The sequence below is a fragment of the Micrococcales bacterium genome (assembly GCA_016703125.1).
GTDB lineage: Bacteria > Actinomycetota > Actinomycetes > S36-B12 > UBA10799 > JADKAV01.
Genome location: JADJCR010000008.1, coordinates 155,684 through 175,024 on the forward strand (window position 1 = coordinate 155,684; position 19,341 = coordinate 175,024).

11 protein-coding genes and 1 pseudogene are annotated in these 19,341 nt (G+C 69.2%); 7 read left to right on the top strand and 5 right to left on the bottom strand.

Annotated features, from left to right (window positions below):
* Positions 1-51 precede the first annotated feature (51 nt).
* The 3 genes and pseudogenes from IPG68_13285 to IPG68_13295 form a co-directional block, all read right to left on the bottom strand.
* Positions 52-3,369, bottom strand: a pseudogene (locus tag IPG68_13285) (AAA family ATPase).
* Positions 3,366-3,938, bottom strand: coding sequence for a DUF4194 domain-containing protein (locus tag IPG68_13290; protein ID MBK6764181.1), 573 nt, complete (start codon positions 3,936-3,938; stop codon positions 3,366-3,368). The pseudogene IPG68_13285 and the gene IPG68_13290 overlap by 4 nt, the downstream one beginning before the upstream one ends.
* On the bottom strand, positions 3,931-5,373 hold the full coding sequence (locus tag IPG68_13295; GenBank protein MBK6764182.1) for a DUF3375 domain-containing protein: 1,443 nt from the start codon (positions 5,371-5,373) through the stop codon (positions 3,931-3,933). The genes IPG68_13290 and IPG68_13295 overlap by 8 nt, the downstream gene beginning before the upstream one ends.
* A gap of 890 nt (positions 5,374-6,263) precedes the next feature.
* Here IPG68_13295 and IPG68_13300 point away from each other — a divergent pair.
* The 7 genes from IPG68_13300 to IPG68_13330 all read left to right on the top strand — a co-directional run bounded on the left by IPG68_13300 (position 6,264) and on the right by IPG68_13330 (position 10,797).
* A complete protein-coding gene (locus IPG68_13300) occupies positions 6,264-7,607 on the top strand; it encodes a hypothetical protein (GenBank protein ID MBK6764183.1) in 1,344 nt (447 codons plus the stop codon).
* A gap of 128 nt (positions 7,608-7,735) precedes the next feature.
* Positions 7,736-8,074, top strand: coding sequence for a hypothetical protein (locus tag IPG68_13305; protein MBK6764184.1), 339 nt, complete (start codon positions 7,736-7,738; stop codon positions 8,072-8,074).
* A 373-nt stretch (positions 8,075-8,447) separates the two neighbouring features.
* Positions 8,448-8,846 (top strand): hypothetical protein, encoded by a 399-nt coding sequence (locus IPG68_13310; GenBank protein MBK6764185.1) that lies wholly within the window; start codon positions 8,448-8,450, stop codon positions 8,844-8,846.
* Between the two features lie 299 nt (positions 8,847-9,145).
* Positions 9,146-9,496: a hypothetical protein gene (locus IPG68_13315; protein ID MBK6764186.1), complete on the top strand. Its 351-nt coding sequence runs from the start codon at positions 9,146-9,148 to the stop codon at positions 9,494-9,496.
* Positions 9,497-9,621: 125 nt separating this feature from the next.
* The gene (locus IPG68_13320) at positions 9,622-10,068 is read left to right on the top strand and encodes a hypothetical protein (GenBank protein MBK6764187.1); all 447 of its coding nucleotides are present in this window, start codon (positions 9,622-9,624) and stop codon (positions 10,066-10,068) included.
* A gap of 76 nt (positions 10,069-10,144) precedes the next feature.
* Positions 10,145-10,615, top strand: a complete 471-nt coding sequence (locus tag IPG68_13325) for a hypothetical protein (protein ID MBK6764188.1) — start codon at positions 10,145-10,147, stop codon at positions 10,613-10,615.
* Positions 10,616-10,647: 32 nt separating this feature from the next.
* Positions 10,648-10,797, top strand: coding sequence for a hypothetical protein (locus IPG68_13330; GenBank protein MBK6764189.1), 150 nt, complete (start codon positions 10,648-10,650; stop codon positions 10,795-10,797).
* A 637-nt stretch (positions 10,798-11,434) separates the two neighbouring features.
* On the opposite strand, the gene IPG68_13335 is transcribed toward IPG68_13330, so the two are convergent.
* The gene (locus IPG68_13335) at positions 11,435-14,191 is read right to left on the bottom strand and encodes a sulfide/dihydroorotate dehydrogenase-like FAD/NAD-binding protein (GenBank protein MBK6764190.1); all 2,757 of its coding nucleotides are present in this window, start codon (positions 14,189-14,191) and stop codon (positions 11,435-11,437) included.
* Entirely contained in the window at positions 14,188-19,248 is a 5,061-nt protein-coding gene (locus tag IPG68_13340; protein MBK6764191.1) for a 2-oxoacid:acceptor oxidoreductase family protein, read from the bottom strand. Before IPG68_13340 ends, IPG68_13335 begins: the two co-directional genes overlap by 4 nt.
* Between the last annotated feature and the right edge of the window lie 93 nt (positions 19,249-19,341).

Below are 19,341 nucleotides of genomic sequence, written 5' to 3' on the forward strand. Positions count from 1 at the left end.
GATTCCCACTGTTTGAGGAGGATCCGTGGATGTCCGCGGGGGTGGTCCAGGTCAGGGACCCTGCCACGGGTGCCTGCCTTCGCGGTACTGCTCGATCGTGAGGTTGCGCAGCTTCGGAGGTGACGCCGCCCTCGTTGGGTGAAGCCGACGGGGCGACGTACGGCTCGATGATGTGGATCTTCTGCATCGGGTGACGACCAATAGTTGCAGGTCCAGTCGCCGGAACAGTTCCAAGCCGAACCGCGCGGACTCGTCGGAACCGCGGCCGAACGCCTCGTCGATGACCACGAACCGGAAGCTACGGGTCTGCCGGCCGCTGACCAGGCCGAACTGATAGGCGAGGCTCGCCGCCAGGATCGTGTAGGCCAGTTTCTCCTTCTGGCCGCCGGACTTGCCTCCGGAGTCCGCGTAGTGCTCGTGTTCGGAGTCGTCGGCGCTGAGCCGCTCACTGGCGGCGAAGGTGAACCAGTTGCGCACGTCGGTCACCTTCGCGGTCCACCGCTTGTCCTCCGCGGTGCGGCCCTCCCGGCCCTGTAGCCGGCTGACGATGTCCTTGACCTGCAGGAACTTCTGCTCGGAGTAGTGGTCGTCGGCAGACCCAGTGACGGTGTCCTCGGTACAGGCGCGCAACTGCTGGCGGAACTCCCGGACGTCGGCGTCGGTGGAACCGGTCGGCTCCAGGCGGATGTAGGTGTGCGGCTGGTACGGGATGTCGCGCAGGGACGTGTTGATGTCGCCGATGCGGCGCTTGATGTCCTCCCGGGCCACCTCCAGCGCGGTGCGGAACCCGACCACCTCCCGGATGGCGTGGGTGTTCAAGGCGCGCTTGAACGCGTCCTCGAAGCGGGGCAGGTCATCGTCGAGGAGCCGCTGCAACAACTCGCGGTACTCGTGGCCGGCCTCCACCGCGGTGTCCATGTCCTGGGTCTGCAGTGGCCACCGGTTCCGGAACTCGCCCATCGCCGCCACGATCGAGGTGTTGAGGCGCTTGGCCCGCTCGTCGAGCCGGTCGATGGTGGTCTGCAACTCGAGGCGGATCGTGCGCTCGGCGCTTTCGCAGGTCCGCACCTGCAGGTTCTCCGGCTCGAACGGCTGCACCAGCCCGCGCTGCTCGGGTGTCGCCAACGGCTGCTGCGTCAGTTCCTCGAGGTCCTGTTCGTCCTGTCCGATCCGGTCGACCAGTACCGCGTCCTGCGTTTCGAGTTCGATGCGTGCGGCCTCCAGGGAACGCAACTCGGTCAGAACCTGTTCGAGCCGCTGGTTGAGGTGCTTGAGGGTGTCGTTGGACTCCCGAAGAAGCGCCAACTGCTGGCGCACGGTCTCCAAGCGGGCCGCGTCGTTCTGCCAGTCCAGCGAGGACCACGCGCGGCGCTGCATCAGCACGGCGATCTGCTGGGCGCGCACGTCCAGGGAGCGCTGATGGGCGCGGATCCCCTCCTGCTCGTGCGCCTGCCGGTCCACCAGCGCCGCCGCCTCGGAACGCTGCCGCTCCATCGTCTTGCGCTTGGCGGTGTTGTCCCAACCGAGGACGTACCAGCGGCGATCACCCAGGCGCCGCCGGTCGTCCTTCTCGTGGCGCTCCCCGCCACCCTTGATCTGACCGTTGCGGGTCAGCGCCCGCCGCTCGATGCGGAACTCGTCGGGGGAGGTCGCGCACACTACGTCGAAGCGCTTCTGGACCTCCGCGCCGAGCCAGTCGCTGAACACCGTGCCCGGGCGCACCTCGAGCTTGTGGACCAGCGAGCGCGGGTCGGTGACCGCCGGCACCCGCACGCCCTCGCGGACCCGGTAGTAGACCAGGCGTCCGCGCAGGTCGGTCTGGTCCACCCACCCGGCCACGGCCGCGTAGTCCTCGTCGCGCACCAGCAGCGACAGGGCGAAGCCGCGCAGCAGGCGCTCGGCGGCCGGCTCCCACGACTCGTCGGAGACCCGTAGCAGCTCTCCGGCGAATGGCACGTCCGCCGGCTCCAGCCCGGTCCCCTCGCACAGCCGGGCGCGCAGGAGGATCATCGTCTGGTCGATGCTGCTGCTGCGGTCGGCCAGGCCCTTGAGCTCGGTCTCGATCTCGTCGAGCCGGGTCCGCGCGTCGCGCAGGGTCACCGACTGCTCCGTGGCGGAGTTCTCCAAGCGGTCACGCTCCGCGGTGAGTTCTCCGCTGAGGGCGGCGAGCTCCTGCTGCTGGTGGACCAGCGACTGCTCGTCGGTGGCCGGTGCCACTCCGACCTGCTGGCACAAGCCCACGTAGTGCGTGTGCGCCTCCCGTTTGGCGTCCCGGCCGGCTGTCAGGTCGGCGATGTCGGACTGGAGTTGCTCCTGCCGCTCGCCGCCGTTCTCCCGGATCGCCGCGTGCAGTTCCTGCTCCTCGCGCTGCGCGCAGCGCACGCTCTGCTCGGCGGCGGCCTTGCGGTTCAGCAGTCCCTCCCGCTCGCCCTGCCGGCGGGCGATGCGCTCAGTCAGCAACTCGGTCCGGCGCAAGGCGAAGTAAGGGGACAGCGCGTCGCGGACCGCCCGGGTCTGCTCGGCCTGCGTGGCCACCGTGTCGTGGTCGTCGAGCCTGGCCGCCAGCGGGGTCAGCGCGTCGACCTGCTGCCGGGCGTCGACCACGAGGTCGTGAGCGCGGTTCAGGTCCTGGAAATGCTTGATCAGCGCCTCGATGCGGGCATCGACGTCGGCGGGTTCGAGCATGTGGGTGCGGACGAACTCGGTCAGATTCCCTACCGACTTCATCGACACCGTCTGGTGGAACAGTTCCAATGCCTGCGGGTGAGTGATCCCCAGGCGGCGCCGGAAGTCGGCGCTGTACTTGCTGAAACTGTCGTGCATCGTCGTGTCCCGCTCGCGCAGGTGCCGGCGCAGGTTGGACAGATCGCTGCCCACGTCCCGGAAGTCCCCAGTGATGCTCAGCGCCGTGCCCGACACCGCGTAGATGCGTGACGGCTGGTCGGCACGGTCCTTGAACCAGAAGACCTGCGCGACGGTGACGGTCTCCTGCAGGGCGGTGTTGGCGAACCGGGCGAGCAGCACGCTGTAATTCCCGGTGCCACGCAGCGCCACGGGTTTGGCGACGCCGCTGGACTCGGTGCGCTCGGCCTTGAAGTGGCCAAGGACGTACGACGAGGTCGTCCGCTCTCGGTACTCCGCGCCGGCGGCCTTGTTGTACGAGACCTTCCCCGGCGGCACCAGCAGGGTAGTGATGGCGTCGACCAGAGTGGACTTGCCCGAGCCGATGTCACCGGTGAGCAGGGTGTTGTCCCCGTCGAGGTCGAGAGTCCAGACCCGCTCGTTGAACGTGCCCCAATTGAAGATCTCGAGGCGTTGCAGGCGGAAGCCCGTTGTGGCCGCGTCGTACAGGTCGAGTTCGAGTGTCATGCCCGGCTCCCCGCGACGAGGTACTGCTGCAACTGCTCGTGGAAGTCCGCCAGCCACTGGGCGTCGACGAAGGCCTTGATGATACGGCGCACCTCGTAGGTGTGGGGCTGGTCGCGCAGGGAACGGGTGAACCCCAGTTCGGCGAGCTTGCGCAGATCAGCCTCCACCTCGTCGGCCAGTTTCGCCTCGTTGGAACGTGCCGGGTGGTAGGTGCGGACCAGTTCCACGGCCTCGTCCCGGGTGATGATCAAGCGGGTCTGGTCGCCTTGGCCGTCCAACTCCAGCAGTCGTCGGCGCAGCAGCACGATCAGCAGGCTCACCCGGTAGGTCAGCGGCCGGCGGGAGACGAGCCGCGGCAGGTCGGGTCCGTCCGGATCGGCGGGTGCGTTGCGAAGGAAGGCGTAGCCCTCGGACTCGTCGATCATCACCTCGACGCCGAGCGCCGACAGGTGGTCGCGCACCTGGTTGGGGATGGTCAGCAGGGCGTTCCACGCAGCCGGGTGCGAGTCGGCGTAGACGACCCCTTTGAGCAGCGGCACGGCCGCCTCGGCGATCCTCGGCTCATCCATCGGCGTTCCTCACGAAGATCACGGTGGGAATGTCCGCCGCCACCTGCCGGTCGTCTGCTGTCCAGGAGATTGTCTCGGTGCCGTCGTCGACAAAGGCACCCCGCGGGTCGTCGTCGGCGAGTTTGAGGTAGTTGACCAGTTCGGCCAGGCCCTGCGGCAGCCCGTGGGTCTCGATCACCCCGCGCAGCGTCACCTGGTCGGCGTCCTGCAGCGATTCGTCGATCGCGCTGCGCAACCGCGTCGTGTCGACCATGAAGTAGTTGAACAGGGCGTCGAGCTCGACCTCGTCGTCGGCCTCGACCACCTCCACCTCCGCCAAGTGCACGGGGTCAGAGGCGTCGTGCAGGGGCCTGGACATGGGCATCGACACGTCCGCGCGCACTCCGGGGATCTCTGCGAACGCCCCCGGAGGGTGGCCGTCCCGGACGTTCAGCGCAGCCGCTTCGATCTCCCTGATGAGTTCGGCGATGCGGCGGTTCTGCAGGTAGGCCTGGTCGTCGAGGAAGCGCCGCAACTGCCGGGACAGGTGCGCGACGGTGCGCTGCACGGCGTCACCGGCCTTCAACCAGTCGCTGACCACGTAACGCATCTGCTGGTCGGCGCCGTTCAGGGCGGGTTGGGCCAGGACGGATTCCAGCATGCGGTCGAAGTCGTCCTGCCTTTGCGAGGACATCAGGAAGTTCCAGAACGCCGCGAAGCTCACGCCCTGGTCAGAGTCGGCGATCGCGTCGCGCTCCCCGAGTACCTGATCCAGCAGTTGCCCACGCGGACCCTGCCAAGCGGCGATCTTCTCCCGAACGGTGCGGTCCAGCATGCGAAAGTTCTCCTCGACCTCCCTGAAGTCGCTGAGGAGGGCGCGCGCGGTCGCGGTGAACTGCTGGTAGCGGTCACGCAGGCCGGTGTCATCCAGCATCTGGATCTCACCGGCGCGAATCCGCTCGATCTCCGCGTCGATCGCGTCGCGGCGCTGCTCGAGGGCCCGGATGCGCTCGGCCGGATCGGCCTGCGTGCCCTCGACCATCTGCTCCAGCAGCGCGTACATCGTCATCAGGCGCGACTCGGTTCCGACGAATGACCGCTCGCCCAGCGACCCGAGCCACGCCAGCGCCTTCTCCGCCGCCGGGGTCAGGTCGAAGTGGGGCACGTCGGAGTTCTCCGGATAGAACTTGCGCAGCCAGCCGCGCTCAGGCGCCGACCAGTCCGCGAGGTAGGCCAGTGCGTCCTTCGGGTACGCGCCGGGGTCCTCCAGTCGGAGCCGGTGCAGGTCGTCGTCGAGCGCCTCGGCCAGTGCGGTCCGGGAGATGGTGCGGGCGTTCTCCGCCACGAAGATGCGGTGCAGGACGGTCGCGACCAGGGGGGCGTTGTCCGCCCTCAGCAGTTGCCAGGCAGGGTGGTGCTGGCGCAGTGCCACGAGGCCGTCGTGGTCCATCGGCACCCCCTTCGGAACCGTTTGAACGACCGTAACCGACGGGTGCGACAGGATCGGGGAAGGGACCGGGGGTGGTGTGGGCAGGGCACGGCTCTTGCGTCGCAGCACACCGGAGATGTCAGACCCGGATTGCACAATGACGTGGGGAGGTCAGATGACCAAGAAGCCGGCGGTTCCGGATCCGGGCAGTGTCACGTTCGCACCGTTGGGTGCGGAGTCCGGGAGTGCGGCAGTTGAGGTGCGGTCGGAATCTGGACTGGCTGACGTGGTGGCCTGGATCCAGTCGCCGCATCGCACCACTCCGGTCGTGCTGGTGACGTCGGGGTGGATGATGCTGAGCCGTGGATCGATGCCGAGGAGTTGGCCGCCGCGCGGTCGGATGCCAGCGTGTATGTGATCCGGCGGACCAAGCTGACGTGGCTGCTGGCCGACTACGTGCCGGCCAACTGGGAGGTCTACGGCGGAGGGGGCCGGGTCTACCCGCCGCGTATTGACCTGAAGGGGAACCCGTTCGGGGCGCCACTTGTGCTGTGTCAGGGCAAGCAGGAGGCGGGCAAGGCGACGGGCGCGCTCATCGACCACCTGCGCCGCTCCGTGGAGCCGAAGCGCAAACAGCGTCCTCCGCTGGCTCCCGTGCCCCCGCGTCCAGCCGCCCCACCACTTCAGGCCGCGACGAAGCCCAGATCGGGGGTCGCCCGGATCGCGACGCCGGGCGACGCCGAGGCGATGGCAGACCGCCTCCAGGATCCGAACCGTCGGTTTCCCGTCGTTGTGGTGACGAACGCGACGGGCGAGGCCCCTATCTGGATGCCGAACGCATCGCCAGCGACCTCGATGGACTGGTTGAGGTATGCCGGCTCATCCAGGGCGAGGCGTCGTGGGCGTTCACGGGTGCGATGCCAGACCGGCTCGGGGTGTTCGGCGGCGCGGCGCGGGTCTATCCGGTTGAACTGGACTGGCTGCAGGACGAGACGAGGGCGCCGCTGAAGTTCTGCTGGGACGGGATCGGTGCGCGGCGGATCACCACGGAGGTGATCGAGGCGGGCCTGTCGGCTGCCCACGCCGCCGGGTTGTTGACGCCGGCGGCACCCCGGGCGAAGGCCAGACAGTGTCAGGCGATCGTCGAGGGCCCCATGGGCGAGTTCCACGTCCTGCTGAAGGTGCCCGATGGTGGGCAGGCGGTGGCGCTGGCCGCGACCATCCGCCCGGGCGTCGCGGCTGATCGGCTGGTGGTCAAAGGACAGCGTCTGTCGGGGTACCTGGACGGCAGGGGCGGGCCAATCAGTCAGTTCCAAATCGCCGAGATCCCCGATGATCCGATGCAGCGCGTCAGGTCGGCCTACTCCGATGGCTCGGTGGTCCTGGCCAAGGTGGTCGAGGTCGGGGAACTCAGTGCCAAGGTGGGTTTGCATCCCGACGTCGAGATCTGGCTGCTCGGAGAGATCACCGGCCCGCCGCTGAGCCGCATGATCGATGCTGGCGACGTCGTCGCTGTTCAGATCCACGCCGACGGTGACACGCTGGAGTGCCGGTTGCCGGACACCGACGAGTCGCCCGTGCCTGCGGTCCCGGTGATTCCCGGTGGTCCGCCCTGGCTGGTTCCCGAGGACCTGATCGAGGACGAGGAACCGGCGGAGGCGGTGGCCCTGGAACCGCTGGTTCTTGAAGAGGTGGTGGCTCCGGCACCGGTGAGGTCGCCGACTCCCGATCCTGCCAGGCTCGGGCAGCTGCAGGCCGCCAACCGTGAGCGCACTCTGCTGGATACCCGCCTGGCGAAGGCGGAGGCTGAGCTGGCCGCAGCGAAGGCCGAAGCTGCCCGGCTGCGCCGCAGCCTGCGCGACGCTGACAAGAAGGCCAAGCAGGCGATCAGGCGTGCCCAGGAGATGGACGATCGAGCGCGTGGAATGGGGGTGTTCAACGATCCGGGCGAGCAACTGCGGCACGAGATCCGGCTGCAGTACCTGCATCGAATTCCGGAATCTCAGCGGGCGGAACTGCCACTCGCGGAGTATCGGCTCGGGCCGAGATTCCTCGATTCGCTGGATGACCTCAAGGGCGTGACGCGGGACAAGGCCGTGGATGTGCTTGTCGAGGTGCTCACCGGGCTGGTGCGATCGATGCCCGGCCGCCAGCTCCATCCATGGCGGGCCGGACCTGCCGGACCGCAGCAAACCCGGGCCGACGGGGGTGCCGCGTGGAGGTGCAGCCTGCAGGTGAACACCCGTCGGCGCGGCGGCTGAAGTACTGGCAACTCCCGGGCGGGACGGTGGAGTTCGACTCGGTGGGCGCACGACGAGGAATCTGACCTTGGTGCGTCCGTGTCGTAGGCCCATGTTTCAATCGGGCTCCAGTCGGCGGAAGGGGAGACATGGCCAGGGATCGCGAGTCGTACGAGGCGGTACTGCAGGCGGTCGGCGTGTGCGTTGCCGCGCGGATCCCGTTCCTGTTATGGGGTGATCCGGGGGCTGGGAAGACGGCGGTGATCGAGTCGGCAGCGGGCAGCGGGTGGCATGTGGAGACGTTGATCTGTTCGCATTACGAGCCGTCGGACTTCGCGGGGTTGCCGGTGGTGAACGGGGACCGGGTCACGCTGGCTCCGCCGGGGTGGGCGGTGCGGTTGTCCGAGGAGCCGAAGCCGTCGATCGTGTTCTTCGACGAGTGGACGACCGCGTCCCCGGCGGTGCAGGCGGCGCGTTGCGGCCGCTGACGCATGCGCAGGTGGGGTGTTGCAGTTGCCGGATCGGGTGTCGTTCGGGGCGGCGGCGAACCCGGCGGATGTGGCGGCGTCGGGTGGGAGTTGGCGCCGCCGACGGCGAACCGGTTCGTGCATCTGGAGTGGTCGTTGCCACTGGATGTGCACACGGAATCGATCGTGACTGGGACTGGCCGGTGCTGCCGGTGCCGGAGCGACCGGCGGACCTCGACGGGTTGGCCTCGGCGCAGGCAGTCTGGTGGCCGGGTTCCTGCGCACCCGGGGCGGGCAGTGTCGTCGATCCCGAAGGATTCGGCCGGCCGCGGGCGGGCGTTCCCGACACCACGGACGTGGGATTACGCGGCGCAGTTGCTGGCGATCGCGGAGCATGCCGGGTGCCGGCGAGGAGGTGCGGCGGTTGCTGGTGTACGGGGCGGTGGGTGCGCCGGTGGGCCATGAGTTCCTGACGTGGCGCTCGGCGTTGGATCTGCCGGATCCGGAGGAGCTGCTGGCCGATCCGTTGGGTGATGGGTTGAAGGGGCTGCGCGCCGACCGGGTGCATGTGGCCCTGCAGGGGGTGCTGGCCGCGTACACCTCCGACCCGACGCCGGATCGGTGGACCGCGGCGATGGGGGTCTGTGTCGGGGCGGCGGCCCATTCGAGTCTGGATTCGGCGGTACCGGTGGTGCGGGCGTTGCTGCGGCCGGGGCGCCGGCCGGCGGGTGCGGAGTTGCCGCCTGGGCTGACGGTGTTCGCGCCGGCATTGCAGTTGGCCGGTCTGCTGTGATCGGAGCCGACGTCGCCGAGCGGCTGGCGGCGGCGAAGTTGTGGCTGGTGTCGCAGTCGGCAGGAGACATGCCGTACTTGTCGACGGCGGTGTACGCGTTGGTGACGGTGCCCACGGAGCGGTGGAGCGGATGTCCACCGACGTCTACTGGCGGCTCTACGTCAACCCGCTGTGGGTGCTGGGCGCGGATGTGGATGCGCTGGCCCGGGAGATCGCCCATCAACTGTGGCACTTGCTCGCCGACCACGCCGGGCGGCGACCGACTGCGGGTGGATGCCGCGTCTCGGGACAGGTGGAAGATGGCCGCCGACCTGACGATCGGGGAGGTGTTGCCGTTCGATGCCGGCCTGCCGCAACCCCGGCAGGTGCACCAGGCCCCGAACCGCTCGGCCGAGGAGTACTTCCGGCTGTTGCGGGCCCGGCCGGTGACGAAGCCGCCGCTGGGGCTGGACCCGGACCACACCTGTGGCAGTGGGAGTGACGGGATGGCCCGCGAGCACGACCTGCCACCGGGCGACGCGGGAGATGCCGGGGCTGTCCACGCAGGCCGCCGAGGCGATCCGCAAGACGGTGGCGATCGAGTTCCGCGAGCACTGCACCCAGTACGGCAGCATGCCTGGGGAGGGGCCGGTGGGTCGGGGACATCCTGACCCGGTGGTGCCGTGGCAGCAGGTGTTGCACGCGGCGGTGCGCCGTGGGATCGGCTGGGGCAGGGGCAGGTCGACTACACGTACTCGAAGATCTCCCGGCGCCAGCAGGCGGTGGGGCGGCGATCGTGCCGGCGTTGCGGCGCCCGCTGCCTGCGGTCGCGGTGGTGGTCGACACGTCGGGCAGTATCGACGACGGGCTGCTGGCCCAGGCGCTGGGGGAGGTCAAATCGGTGCTTGCCTCCTTGGCGGTGCCGGACAGCAGCGTGACGGTGCTGGCGGTGGACGCCGCCGTGCACACCGTGCAGCAGGTCCGCGATGTGCGAGGTGCGGCTGACTGGCGGTGGTGGCACAGACATGGGCGTGGGGATCGCGGGGGCGTCCGTTCGCCGGCCGGCCCCGCAGACGGTCACTGTGCTCACCGACGGCACCCCGTGGCCGACGATGCCCGTACCGGTGCCGGTGATCGTGGGCGTGCTGGGCCGGCGCCGCGACCAGTTGCCCCCGACGCCGGGCTGGGTGCAGCGGGTGGAAGTAGTGCCCGATGGGTGACCTGCCCGGACCTGTCACTGTGACCGTGACCTGCCGGACCAGCCGGACCAGCACCAAAGGCTCGAAGCGACACCCGGTCACGCTGTTCCCGGACGGACCGTGGACACCGGGCACGACTTGGAGCAGGAGCGGATCCCGGCCGCGCTCGGCGGGTACCTGTCGTGCCTGGAACTGGCGGATGTCGCGTCGCCGGCGGTGCTCGAGTGGTTCACGCTGGAACAGCGCCTGGTCGCCCGCCCGATTCGCGCCACGCAGTCACGAGGGCCGTGGCACCCGGCCAAGAAGGCCCAGTGTTGCGCGCGCCGGGGGTACAAGACCGCGCAGGACGCTGCCGCCCACGCCCGGGACCCGAAACATGTGGCGCTGACCCACGGCGCGCACGCATGGCAGGTGGTGGCGCTGTGCCGCGGGTTCGCGCCGGAACCGGCCCCGGAGATGCCCGGTGAACCTTGGACCGCGATGTGGGAGTGGGATGCACCCGGACGAGGTCGACCGGATCAGCCTGGAGATCGACGCCGACGACCCGTTGCCGGTGCAGTTCTACCTCGGTGTGATGGCGCGCAACCCTGAGCCTGACATGGATCCGCGACACGATGCGGGCGGTGCACCTGGAACCTCGCTCGATCACCTACCTGGCGTGGAGTTACGGCAAGGCCGACCGGGCCGACCTGACCCTGCGCCCGCTGGCTGCGCACCGGGATCATGGACCGGCTGGCGCAGCGGCTCATCAGCAGCCCCTACGACATCGGTGACGTGGAGGCCTCGCCGCGCACTGGGCGATCAGCCCGGTGATGGCCGGCGGGGAGCTTGTGAAGTGGTACGACTCTGGTGGCCCCGCCGGTAGCGATGCTCACCGGGCCGGAAGTGGACCACCTGGCCTACCCGCCCACACCGCCGCGATGGCAGACGCGGGCGCGGCTTCGGGACGAGTTGGAGGATAGGGGGGTAGCCGGAGTGAACGGGATCACCGAGGAGGAGTTGGCGCTGGCGTTGGTGCAGTGGGGGAGCGTGGGGAGAGCGGTGAATGGGCTCGAGTCGGCAGGGGATGAAGAGTGGACAACCGCAGGCCGGCGTGCCGAACTTCCGTGGCCGCCCTCCATTTGGCCTTGAGTGACCGGATGGGCGGGGCCCTGACTCTGAAGAGGTCCAGATGACCGTCCTGGGGTTGACCCGCGGCTGGAACGCGATTGTGACGATGGTGCGGGGGCTGGGGCTGGTTTGTGGTGATGGTGCTGGGTGCAAAGGGGTGGGGACCGCGCACCTTCGTCGCATTGCGACGGTGGTGCCCGGCACCTTCGTCGCAAAGGCGCGGCTACAAACGGAACCGCTGCAGTGGCATCTCAGCAGAAGCCGGCTGGTCCGGCCGTCACCACGACAACCCCAGCAGACTCAGACCAGGCCGTGACGGGCGCGGCTGGCCTGCTCCTGGGCGCTGAACTGGTTGAAGCGCGGCAGGAACTTGTCCCACTCGATGATGTGCGAGTCGATCTCGGGACCGTCGATGCACGCGTGCTTGCGCACGGGCTTGCCGTCGATGAGCACCGGCACCATGCAGGCGCCGCACATCCCGGTCGCGTCGACCATGATGGAGTTCAGGCTGGCCACGCAAGGGGTCTCGTAGCCGCGGCACAGGTCGCTGACCGCACGCATCATCAACGGCGGGCCGATGGTCACAACCTCGGCCACGCGCCGCCCTTCCGCCCGTGACTGTGCCTGCAGCATCTCCTCCAGCGGCCCGGTGACGAAGCCCGGAACGCCGAACGAGCCGTCGTTGGTGGTGTAGACGACGTCGAGCCGGTCGCCGAACTCCGCCTGCAACAGCCCGATCCGCTCGTAGGCTTGCGCCCAGAACATGAGATCGGCGCTGCGGAACCCGGAGATCAGCGTCACGTGGTTCCCGACCCGCAGGTGCTCGCGCATGATCGGATAGACCGGCGGCAGGCCCAGGCCACCGGCGGTGAAGACCACCGTGGCGTCGGGGTCGTGCGCGTGGACGTCGCTGGGGCGCCCGAGTGGACCGGCGATCCCCGTGAAGGCGTCGCCCACGGCCATCCGGTTGATCTCGATGCTGCTCGTGCCGACCCCCTGCACGACCAGGCAGATGCTGCCCTCCTCGGCGTCCCAGTCGGCCAGCGTCAGCGGGATGAGTTCGCCGTCGGGCTGCGGGAGGACGCGCACGAACTGCCCGGCCCGCGCCGACCTGGCGATCAGCGGTGCGCGGACGGTGAACTCGACGATGCCGTCGCTGAGGTCGGCCTTCCCCAGGATGGTCGCCTCGGTGGCGGCGAGCTCGGTGTAGGCGCTCGCGCGTTGCACGGATTCCCGGATGATCTGCGGGGAGAGGTCGTCGATGGCGAGGATCTCCCGCGCGGCGGCCTGGCCATCCCCGGCCGCCAGGATCGCCGTCGACCCCCCACGGGCGGCGTCGCCGCCGGTGTACACGCCGGGCAGCGTGGTCTCCTGCGAGCCCTTGTGGTCGAGGTTGATCGTGCCCCAGGCCGACGTCTCCAGCCGCGGCTCGGAGTCCTTGATGATCGGATTGGCCGCGTTGCCCAGGGCCATGATGACGAGATCGGCGCGCCTGGATGCCGTGCGGCCGGTGGACACCGGGCGGCGGCGGCCGGAGTCGTCGGGCGCCCCGAGCTCCATCTGGTCGAGGACGGCGGTCGTGACGAACCCGCGGTCATCGCCCAGGAACTCCACCGGTGAGCGCAACTCCTCGAAGACGATGCCCTCCTCGAGGGCGTGGTGCTGCTCCTCGACCCGCGCAGGCATCTCGGCCTGGGTGCGGCGGTAGACGATGGTGACGTGGCCGCCGAGCCGGCGGGCGGTCCGGGCGGCGTCCATCGCGGTGTTGCCGCCGCCGATGACCAGGACCTGCTTGCCGTCGGTTGGCGGTAGCGGGGTCTCGTAGTCGGGGCGCAACCCCTGCATCAGGTTGACCCTGGTGAGGAACTCGTTGGCCGACATGACGTTGAGCAGGTGCTCGCCGGGGATGTTCATGAAGCGGGGCAAGCCGGCGCCGGTACCCACGAAGATCCGCGCGAATCCGGCGTCGCGCAGGTCCTGCAGGGTGGCGGTCTTGCCGACCACGAAGTTCATCACGAACCGGCCGCCCAGCAGCCGGATCTTGGCGACGACGTCGTCGATCAACTCGTTGGGCAGACGGAACTCGGGGATGCCGTAGCGCAGCACCCCGCCGAGTGCATGGAACGCCTCGAAGACGGTGACCGGGAACCCTTGCGCGGCGAGCAGGTAGGCGTTGATGAGCCCGGACGGCCCGGAGCCGATGATCGCCACCGGCGGGTGGGTCGCCCGTTCCCACGGGTCGCGCACCCCGGCGAACCGGCGCTGCGTCGCCTCCGGGTCGACCAGCTTCTCCCGCTCCGGCAGGTACCACTCGAGCTGGCCGATCGCGATGGGCAGCTTCTGGATGCACGCCCCCTGGCACTGCAGTTCCTGCGGGCACACCCGGCCGGTGACGTCGGGCAGCGGGTTGCTGGACTCCATCAGCTCCAGCGCCTCGCGGAACTGGTTCTTGCCGATCAGCTCGATGACCTGCGGGATGTGGATGGACACCGGGCAGCCACCCGTGGGTTCCCGGCACCCGGCGAGGAACTCCCCGAGCTCGCACGGCTTCTCCTCGCACTGCTTGTCGCGCAGCACCTCGAGCCACACCAGCAGGTCCACCTCGCGCTGGGTGTAGCCCTGCTCCAGGTAGCCGAGGAAGCCGCGGTTGACCAGGCCGAAGTCCACGGCCCGGCTGTCGGCGTCGCGGACGTAGGGCTCGATCGCGTTCTGGGCCGGCCACCCCTGCGACAGCCCGGCGAACATCGGGTAGCGGTCCGACAGGTGGGCATCGATGGCCCGGATGAACTTGCGCTTGCCCGACAGGGGCAGGTTCCACACGAACCGCATCACGACCGTGCTGCTGTCGTCGCCGCGCAGCAGCATCTCCCACAGGCTGCGGGTGAACTCCTCACCCAGGTCGGGCTGCTGGAACTCCCAAGCCACCGCCTGCATGCCTTCGGAGATGAACACCTCGCGGAAGGCCCGCGGATCGCTCTGCAACCGCCTGCGCAGCAACTCCACCTGGTGGTCGAGTGTGCTGGTGGCGCCGCCGGCCTGGTCGAGTTCGGCGGTCATCGGATGATCTCCGCGTCACAATTGGCGCGCACCCGGTCGATGCGTTTGGCGATCTCGGGGGTGACCTCCACGGAGTCGGCAGCGCCGGGGATCATCCGGGCGATCACCCTGGCCTCACCGTCGATGACCACGGTGGTCTTGGCGAAGAACTGCGGCAGTTCCTGGTAGCAGGTCCCGCAGTCGTTGCACAAACCCTCGTCGGCGGGGTCGAGCCAGACCGGGCCGTGCGAGGTCTCGGCGGCCGGCGTCGCCTCGGCCGGTGCGGCGGTGCTCGCGTCGGCAGGCGCCAGGAGTCCCCCACCAGCCCCGGCCGGTGCCCGGCTGGACGTCGCCAGTTCGGACATGGCCCGCGCGATGTCGTCCAGCGAGCTCTCGCGGGCGGTGGCGGCCTCTTCGTACTTCGCGCCCAACTGCTCGAGGTCCGCTCGGTGCAGCGCGGTCAGTTGCGCCTCATGGACCCCGGACAGGTACTGCAGGGTCTGCCAGTACCGGCGCCGGTCCTCGACCAGCGACACGATGCCGTGCGAGCAGGCGACCTTGATCAGGTGCCGGTCGTCGTCGGTGGCGTAGATGAAGGGCAGGTGCTCGGCGCGCTGTTCGGCGGGCAACTCCACGTACTCGTCGATGGGCACAGCGCTGGCTTCCTCGTCGGGCGCCAGTTTCCGGAACTGCTTCTTGAACCGCACCTCGCCCAGCGCGAACTCGGCCGGTGTCAGCGGGGTGGTCAGCAGTTGCAGAGCGCCCTCGTCGTCGAGGTACTCAATCGTCTTGGTGGTCCACGTCTTGTCCGCATCGGGGTTGCCCTCGATGGAGAACCACTCGTGCATGGTCGAGCCGCGGCGCGGGTCGTGGACGAACAGCGGATGCATCCGGCTCTCGACGGCCATCCGCGCCCGCGCGTTCGACGACGATTCCGGGATGCCGTGCTCGGACCCGCAGGGGGTGTAGACGTTCATGACCGCCGGCGCCGTCCGGTACTCCAGGTACTCCAGGGTCGTCTGCAGGAAGTGCCCGTGGAACGCCGTGCTGGTCGAGCAGGCGTACACGTGGGGGTGGAAGGAGGCGAGCAGGGCGAGTTCCTTGCGCGCCTCGTGCTTGCCGGAGTGCGAGCCGCCGAAGCGGGCGAGGTCGGAGTCCTGCCCGGTGAAACTCGACGTGGACGCCTGGCCACCGGTGTTGGAGTACGCGCCCGAGTCCAGGACCAGCATCTTGACCGGGGTGTCGCTGGCCAGGATCCGGGACATCGCGCCGAACCCGATGTCGTAGCTGGCGCCGTCGCCGCCGATCGACAGGATCGTCGGCAGCAGGGCGAGTTCCTCAGGGCGGAACTTCTCCCATGACAGCGTGCGCAACTCGCGCTCGTGGCGTGCCGGGTCGTAGGCATCCTCGAGCTCGAGGGCGGCGATGCGCAGGGCCCGGACGTCCGCGGTCATCTGCGCCGAAATCCCCTCGAAGATCCCCTTGGCCAGCGGGGAACTGTCCTGGAACAGACTGTTCACCCACGGGTCACTGTAGGAGTTGTAAGGCATGGTCGAGGCGTAGACGCTGCTGCACCCGGTGGCGTTCGCCACGACGACCGGGGACGGGCCGTTGCCCGTGGGGCCGCCCTCGTAGAGGTACAGCCGGGTCTCCAGCGTCGCGAGCGCGTCCTCGATCCGCCGGCACCGCTCGGCGTCGTCGACGGTGTTGAGTTTGTCGTGCAACGCCGTCACTAGTTCGTCGAGTTCCCGGATGTGCGCCCGCCGGCGATCGTCGGCCAGCGCATGGCTGGTGGCCATCACGAGCCGGATCGCGGTGACCTCACCGCAGCCGCGGCAGGCACCGTGGCCACCGGTCGTGGAGTAGAAGTTGGCCCGGTCGAGCATGAGCCGCTTGAGATCGCCGTCGGCATTGGTCGAGTCCTCGAGGAACCGCGACGGCGTGTTCGGCAGTGTGGTCATGAACTCGAACCGGTCCTGCAGGGTCCCGAGGACGTCGGCGTCCTCATCGAGCGCGGTCAGGGCCCCGGGGCCGCACACGTCGATGCACTCCAGGCACCCGGTGCACTTCCACGGGTCGACCGTCGCCGAGAACAACGCCCCGGTGCCGGCCACCGAGCCTTCCATCGCGTCGAAGAACGGCCGTGTGCGGGCCACCGGGTAGGTGGCGAGTTTCGCGACCAGCAGGTCGAAGTTGCGCCGAAGGGTGGGCTGCCCCCAGTCGATGCCGGAGCCCACCTCGGCGACGACCTCGTCGAACGGCCGCGCGGTCTTGTCCTGCCGGTAGGCCTCGCGCACCTGCTCGGACAGGGTGTAGACGTGTGTGCGCAGCGCCTCTCGCTGCGGCTCGGTGATGTCGAGTGCCTTGATCCCGGTCAGGATCAGGTCGTGGATCTCGTGCACCACGTTGGGGATCGCGGCGTCCGGGCAGGCCAGGGCGCACTCCATGCACCCGGTGCAGGTGGCGAAGTCGAACGCGGGCACGGTGCGCCGGAACAGGCCCTTGTCCTTGGCGGCTGCTGTTCCCGCGGGCATGAACAGCCCGGCCCCGGGTAGCACGGGCGCCTCGCCGATCGTGCCCTCGCGGAAGGGCCGCGCGGTGGCGTCCTCGTAGTACGCGGGGTCGAACAGCCCGACGGTGCTCGCGGCGGTGGCGCACATCTCGGCAGAGGGTGCCACGCTGTGCCGGATGGCCACCGGCGGGTCCTCGTCGATGGCGAGGAACAAGGGGGTGTCGTACTCGACGACCTGGGTGGCTGCCATGCCCTCGCGGATGACCGCCATGTTGCCCTGGACGACCGCGTCGCCCTTGCCACCGAACTTCTTCACGATCTGGGCGCGGACCTTCTCAGCGATGGCGTCCTCGGAGGCGCCGCCAGACACCCGGTCGACGTGGCCGACCACCGCGCCGATGAACGCGATGCCCATCATGCGGGTCTCCAGGTCCTCGGTGGGGGCGTTGCGCTTGGCCACGCTGAAGGCGTCGACGACCAGGAAGCGGATCCGCCGGTCGCGGATCGTGCGGCGGGCATGGCGGGGCAACTCCCGCCACACGTCCTCTGGTGACAGGTCGGACTGCAGGATGAACGTGCCGCCCTCGACCAGGCCCTTCAGAGGGTTCGCGTGGTAGAACGCCCGGTGGTCCGGCGACACGACGACCTCGACGTCCTCGAGTTCGGCGTTGGTGAGCAGAACCGGTTCCGGGCTCAGCGTGATGTAGTAATTGGTGGGTGCGCCGCTCTTCTCCGAGCCGTACTTCGGCGCGGACTTCGAATGCATGCCCAGCACACCGGCGAGGATGTCGGTGAGCAGTTTGCCGGTGGCGATGGTGCCGTAGCCCCCGACGGAGTGGAACCGGATCCGGATCGCGCTCGGCGGCAGCAGCACCGGATTGGGCTTGGTCTGCAAAGCCATCAATTCGGTCTCCGGGTAGGCCGACCGCAGCCGGTCCTGCACCTCGGCCATCTGCGCGGAGGCGCCCTTGGCGAAGAACTGCGAACCCAGGTAGATCAGGGGTGCGCTGTCCGGCTCGGCCATCTGCTCGAACGCGGCGATGATGTGGCGCGGCTGCACGTCGTGGCCGCCGAGGCCGAAGATGGCGGTGGTCAGCCGCGGTTGTGCAGCCAGTGCCGGGATGCCGTCGTGGCGGTCCTCGACGGCGTTGGCCGCTGCCCGGAACAGGGCCTGGGTGACCAGGCCGGTCATCGCGGTCTGGTCCGAGCGCTCCAGCACGGTGATCGCCTTTGCGCCTGCGATGGCTTCGATGAACTCGGCCTCCGGGAACGGTTGCAGGAGCTTCACCGACACCACGCCGACCTTCATCCCGCGCTCGCGCAGCACAGGCAGGACGGCCCGCACGTCGTCGGTGATCGAGCCGAGTCCGACCATGATGTAGTCGGCGTCCTCGCAGTCGTAGGCCATCACCGGCGAGTACGTGCGTCCGGTGAGCGCGGAGTACTCCGCCATCGCCTGCCGGGTGAGCTCGGGCACCGCGTTGGCGAAGTGGGTCCGGTGGTCGGCGGCGCCGGCCTGGAAGTCGGGCTGGTTCTGGACCGGACCGGTCAGCCCCGGGGTGTTGACGTCGACGAGGGCCGGCACGAGCTGGCGGGTGCCCTTCTCGTGGGCGTTGAGCCACTGCCGCCGCCACTGACCGTGCAACTCCTCGGGCACGAACGGCAGCGTGTGCTCGATCAGGTCGCCCGCGTTGTCGTGTTCGACCTGATCGGCGACCTCGTCGATGTGGGCGCCCAGCGCAGCCAGGTCAGCCGGCCGGAAGTCGTCGCGGTGGCGTTGCAGGTACTGGGTCAACTGGAACACGCGGCCCTTGGCGCCGAACAGCACGTCCTGCGCCACGGTCGGGCTCTTGATCCGGCCCGCGGGGTCTCCGAGGTACTCGCGGAGCAGTTCCGGTTCCGGCAGCGAGGCCTCGCTCAGCATGTGGCTGGTGGCGAACCCGTCCATGGCGTTGGCCACCGGGATCAGTGACAGCGCGGAGGTCCGGTAGCTGATCGCGGCCAGGTCGGCGGCCTCCTGCGGGTTGGAGCCGAACAGGATCGTGTAGCCGGCCGACAGCAGCGCGTACACGTCGTCGTGGCCGGCCATGACGTTCAGGGAGTGCTTGGAGACCACCCGGGCGGCGACCTGGAGCACGAAGCCCCCGATCTTCTTACCGACGGTCACGTAGTGTGACTCCATCGCGTAGAGGATGCCCTGGCTCGACGAGGCGTTGGAGATGAACTGGCCGCCGGTCAGCGCCGCCCCGAGCGCGCCGCTCTGGGCGGAGTGCTCGCCCTCTGGTTCGAAGAAGAAGGGGTGCTTGCCCCACACGTTCACGCCGCCCTCGGCCCGGGCCGCCTCGAAGAGTTCCGAGATCTCCGTCGAGGGGGTGATCGGGTAGCCGATGACACCACCGCACACATGGCGCATCACGTGGGCGATCGCTCCGTTGCCGTGGATCACCACCGGCTGCCCTGGGTAGGGCGGGTGCTCGATGGTCGGGGGGACGTCGGCGTCCCCCACCGCGGTTTCGCCGGCCGGGGAGCGCTCCTCGGGCCGTGTAGTCGTGTTGCTCTCGCTCATGGCCTCACCTTCCCTCCGAGTATCCCACCGAAGCGACCTGAACAGGTCGGTTGGGATGCGGTCGTCCGCCCCGGCGTTCGCTTGGCGAGGCCC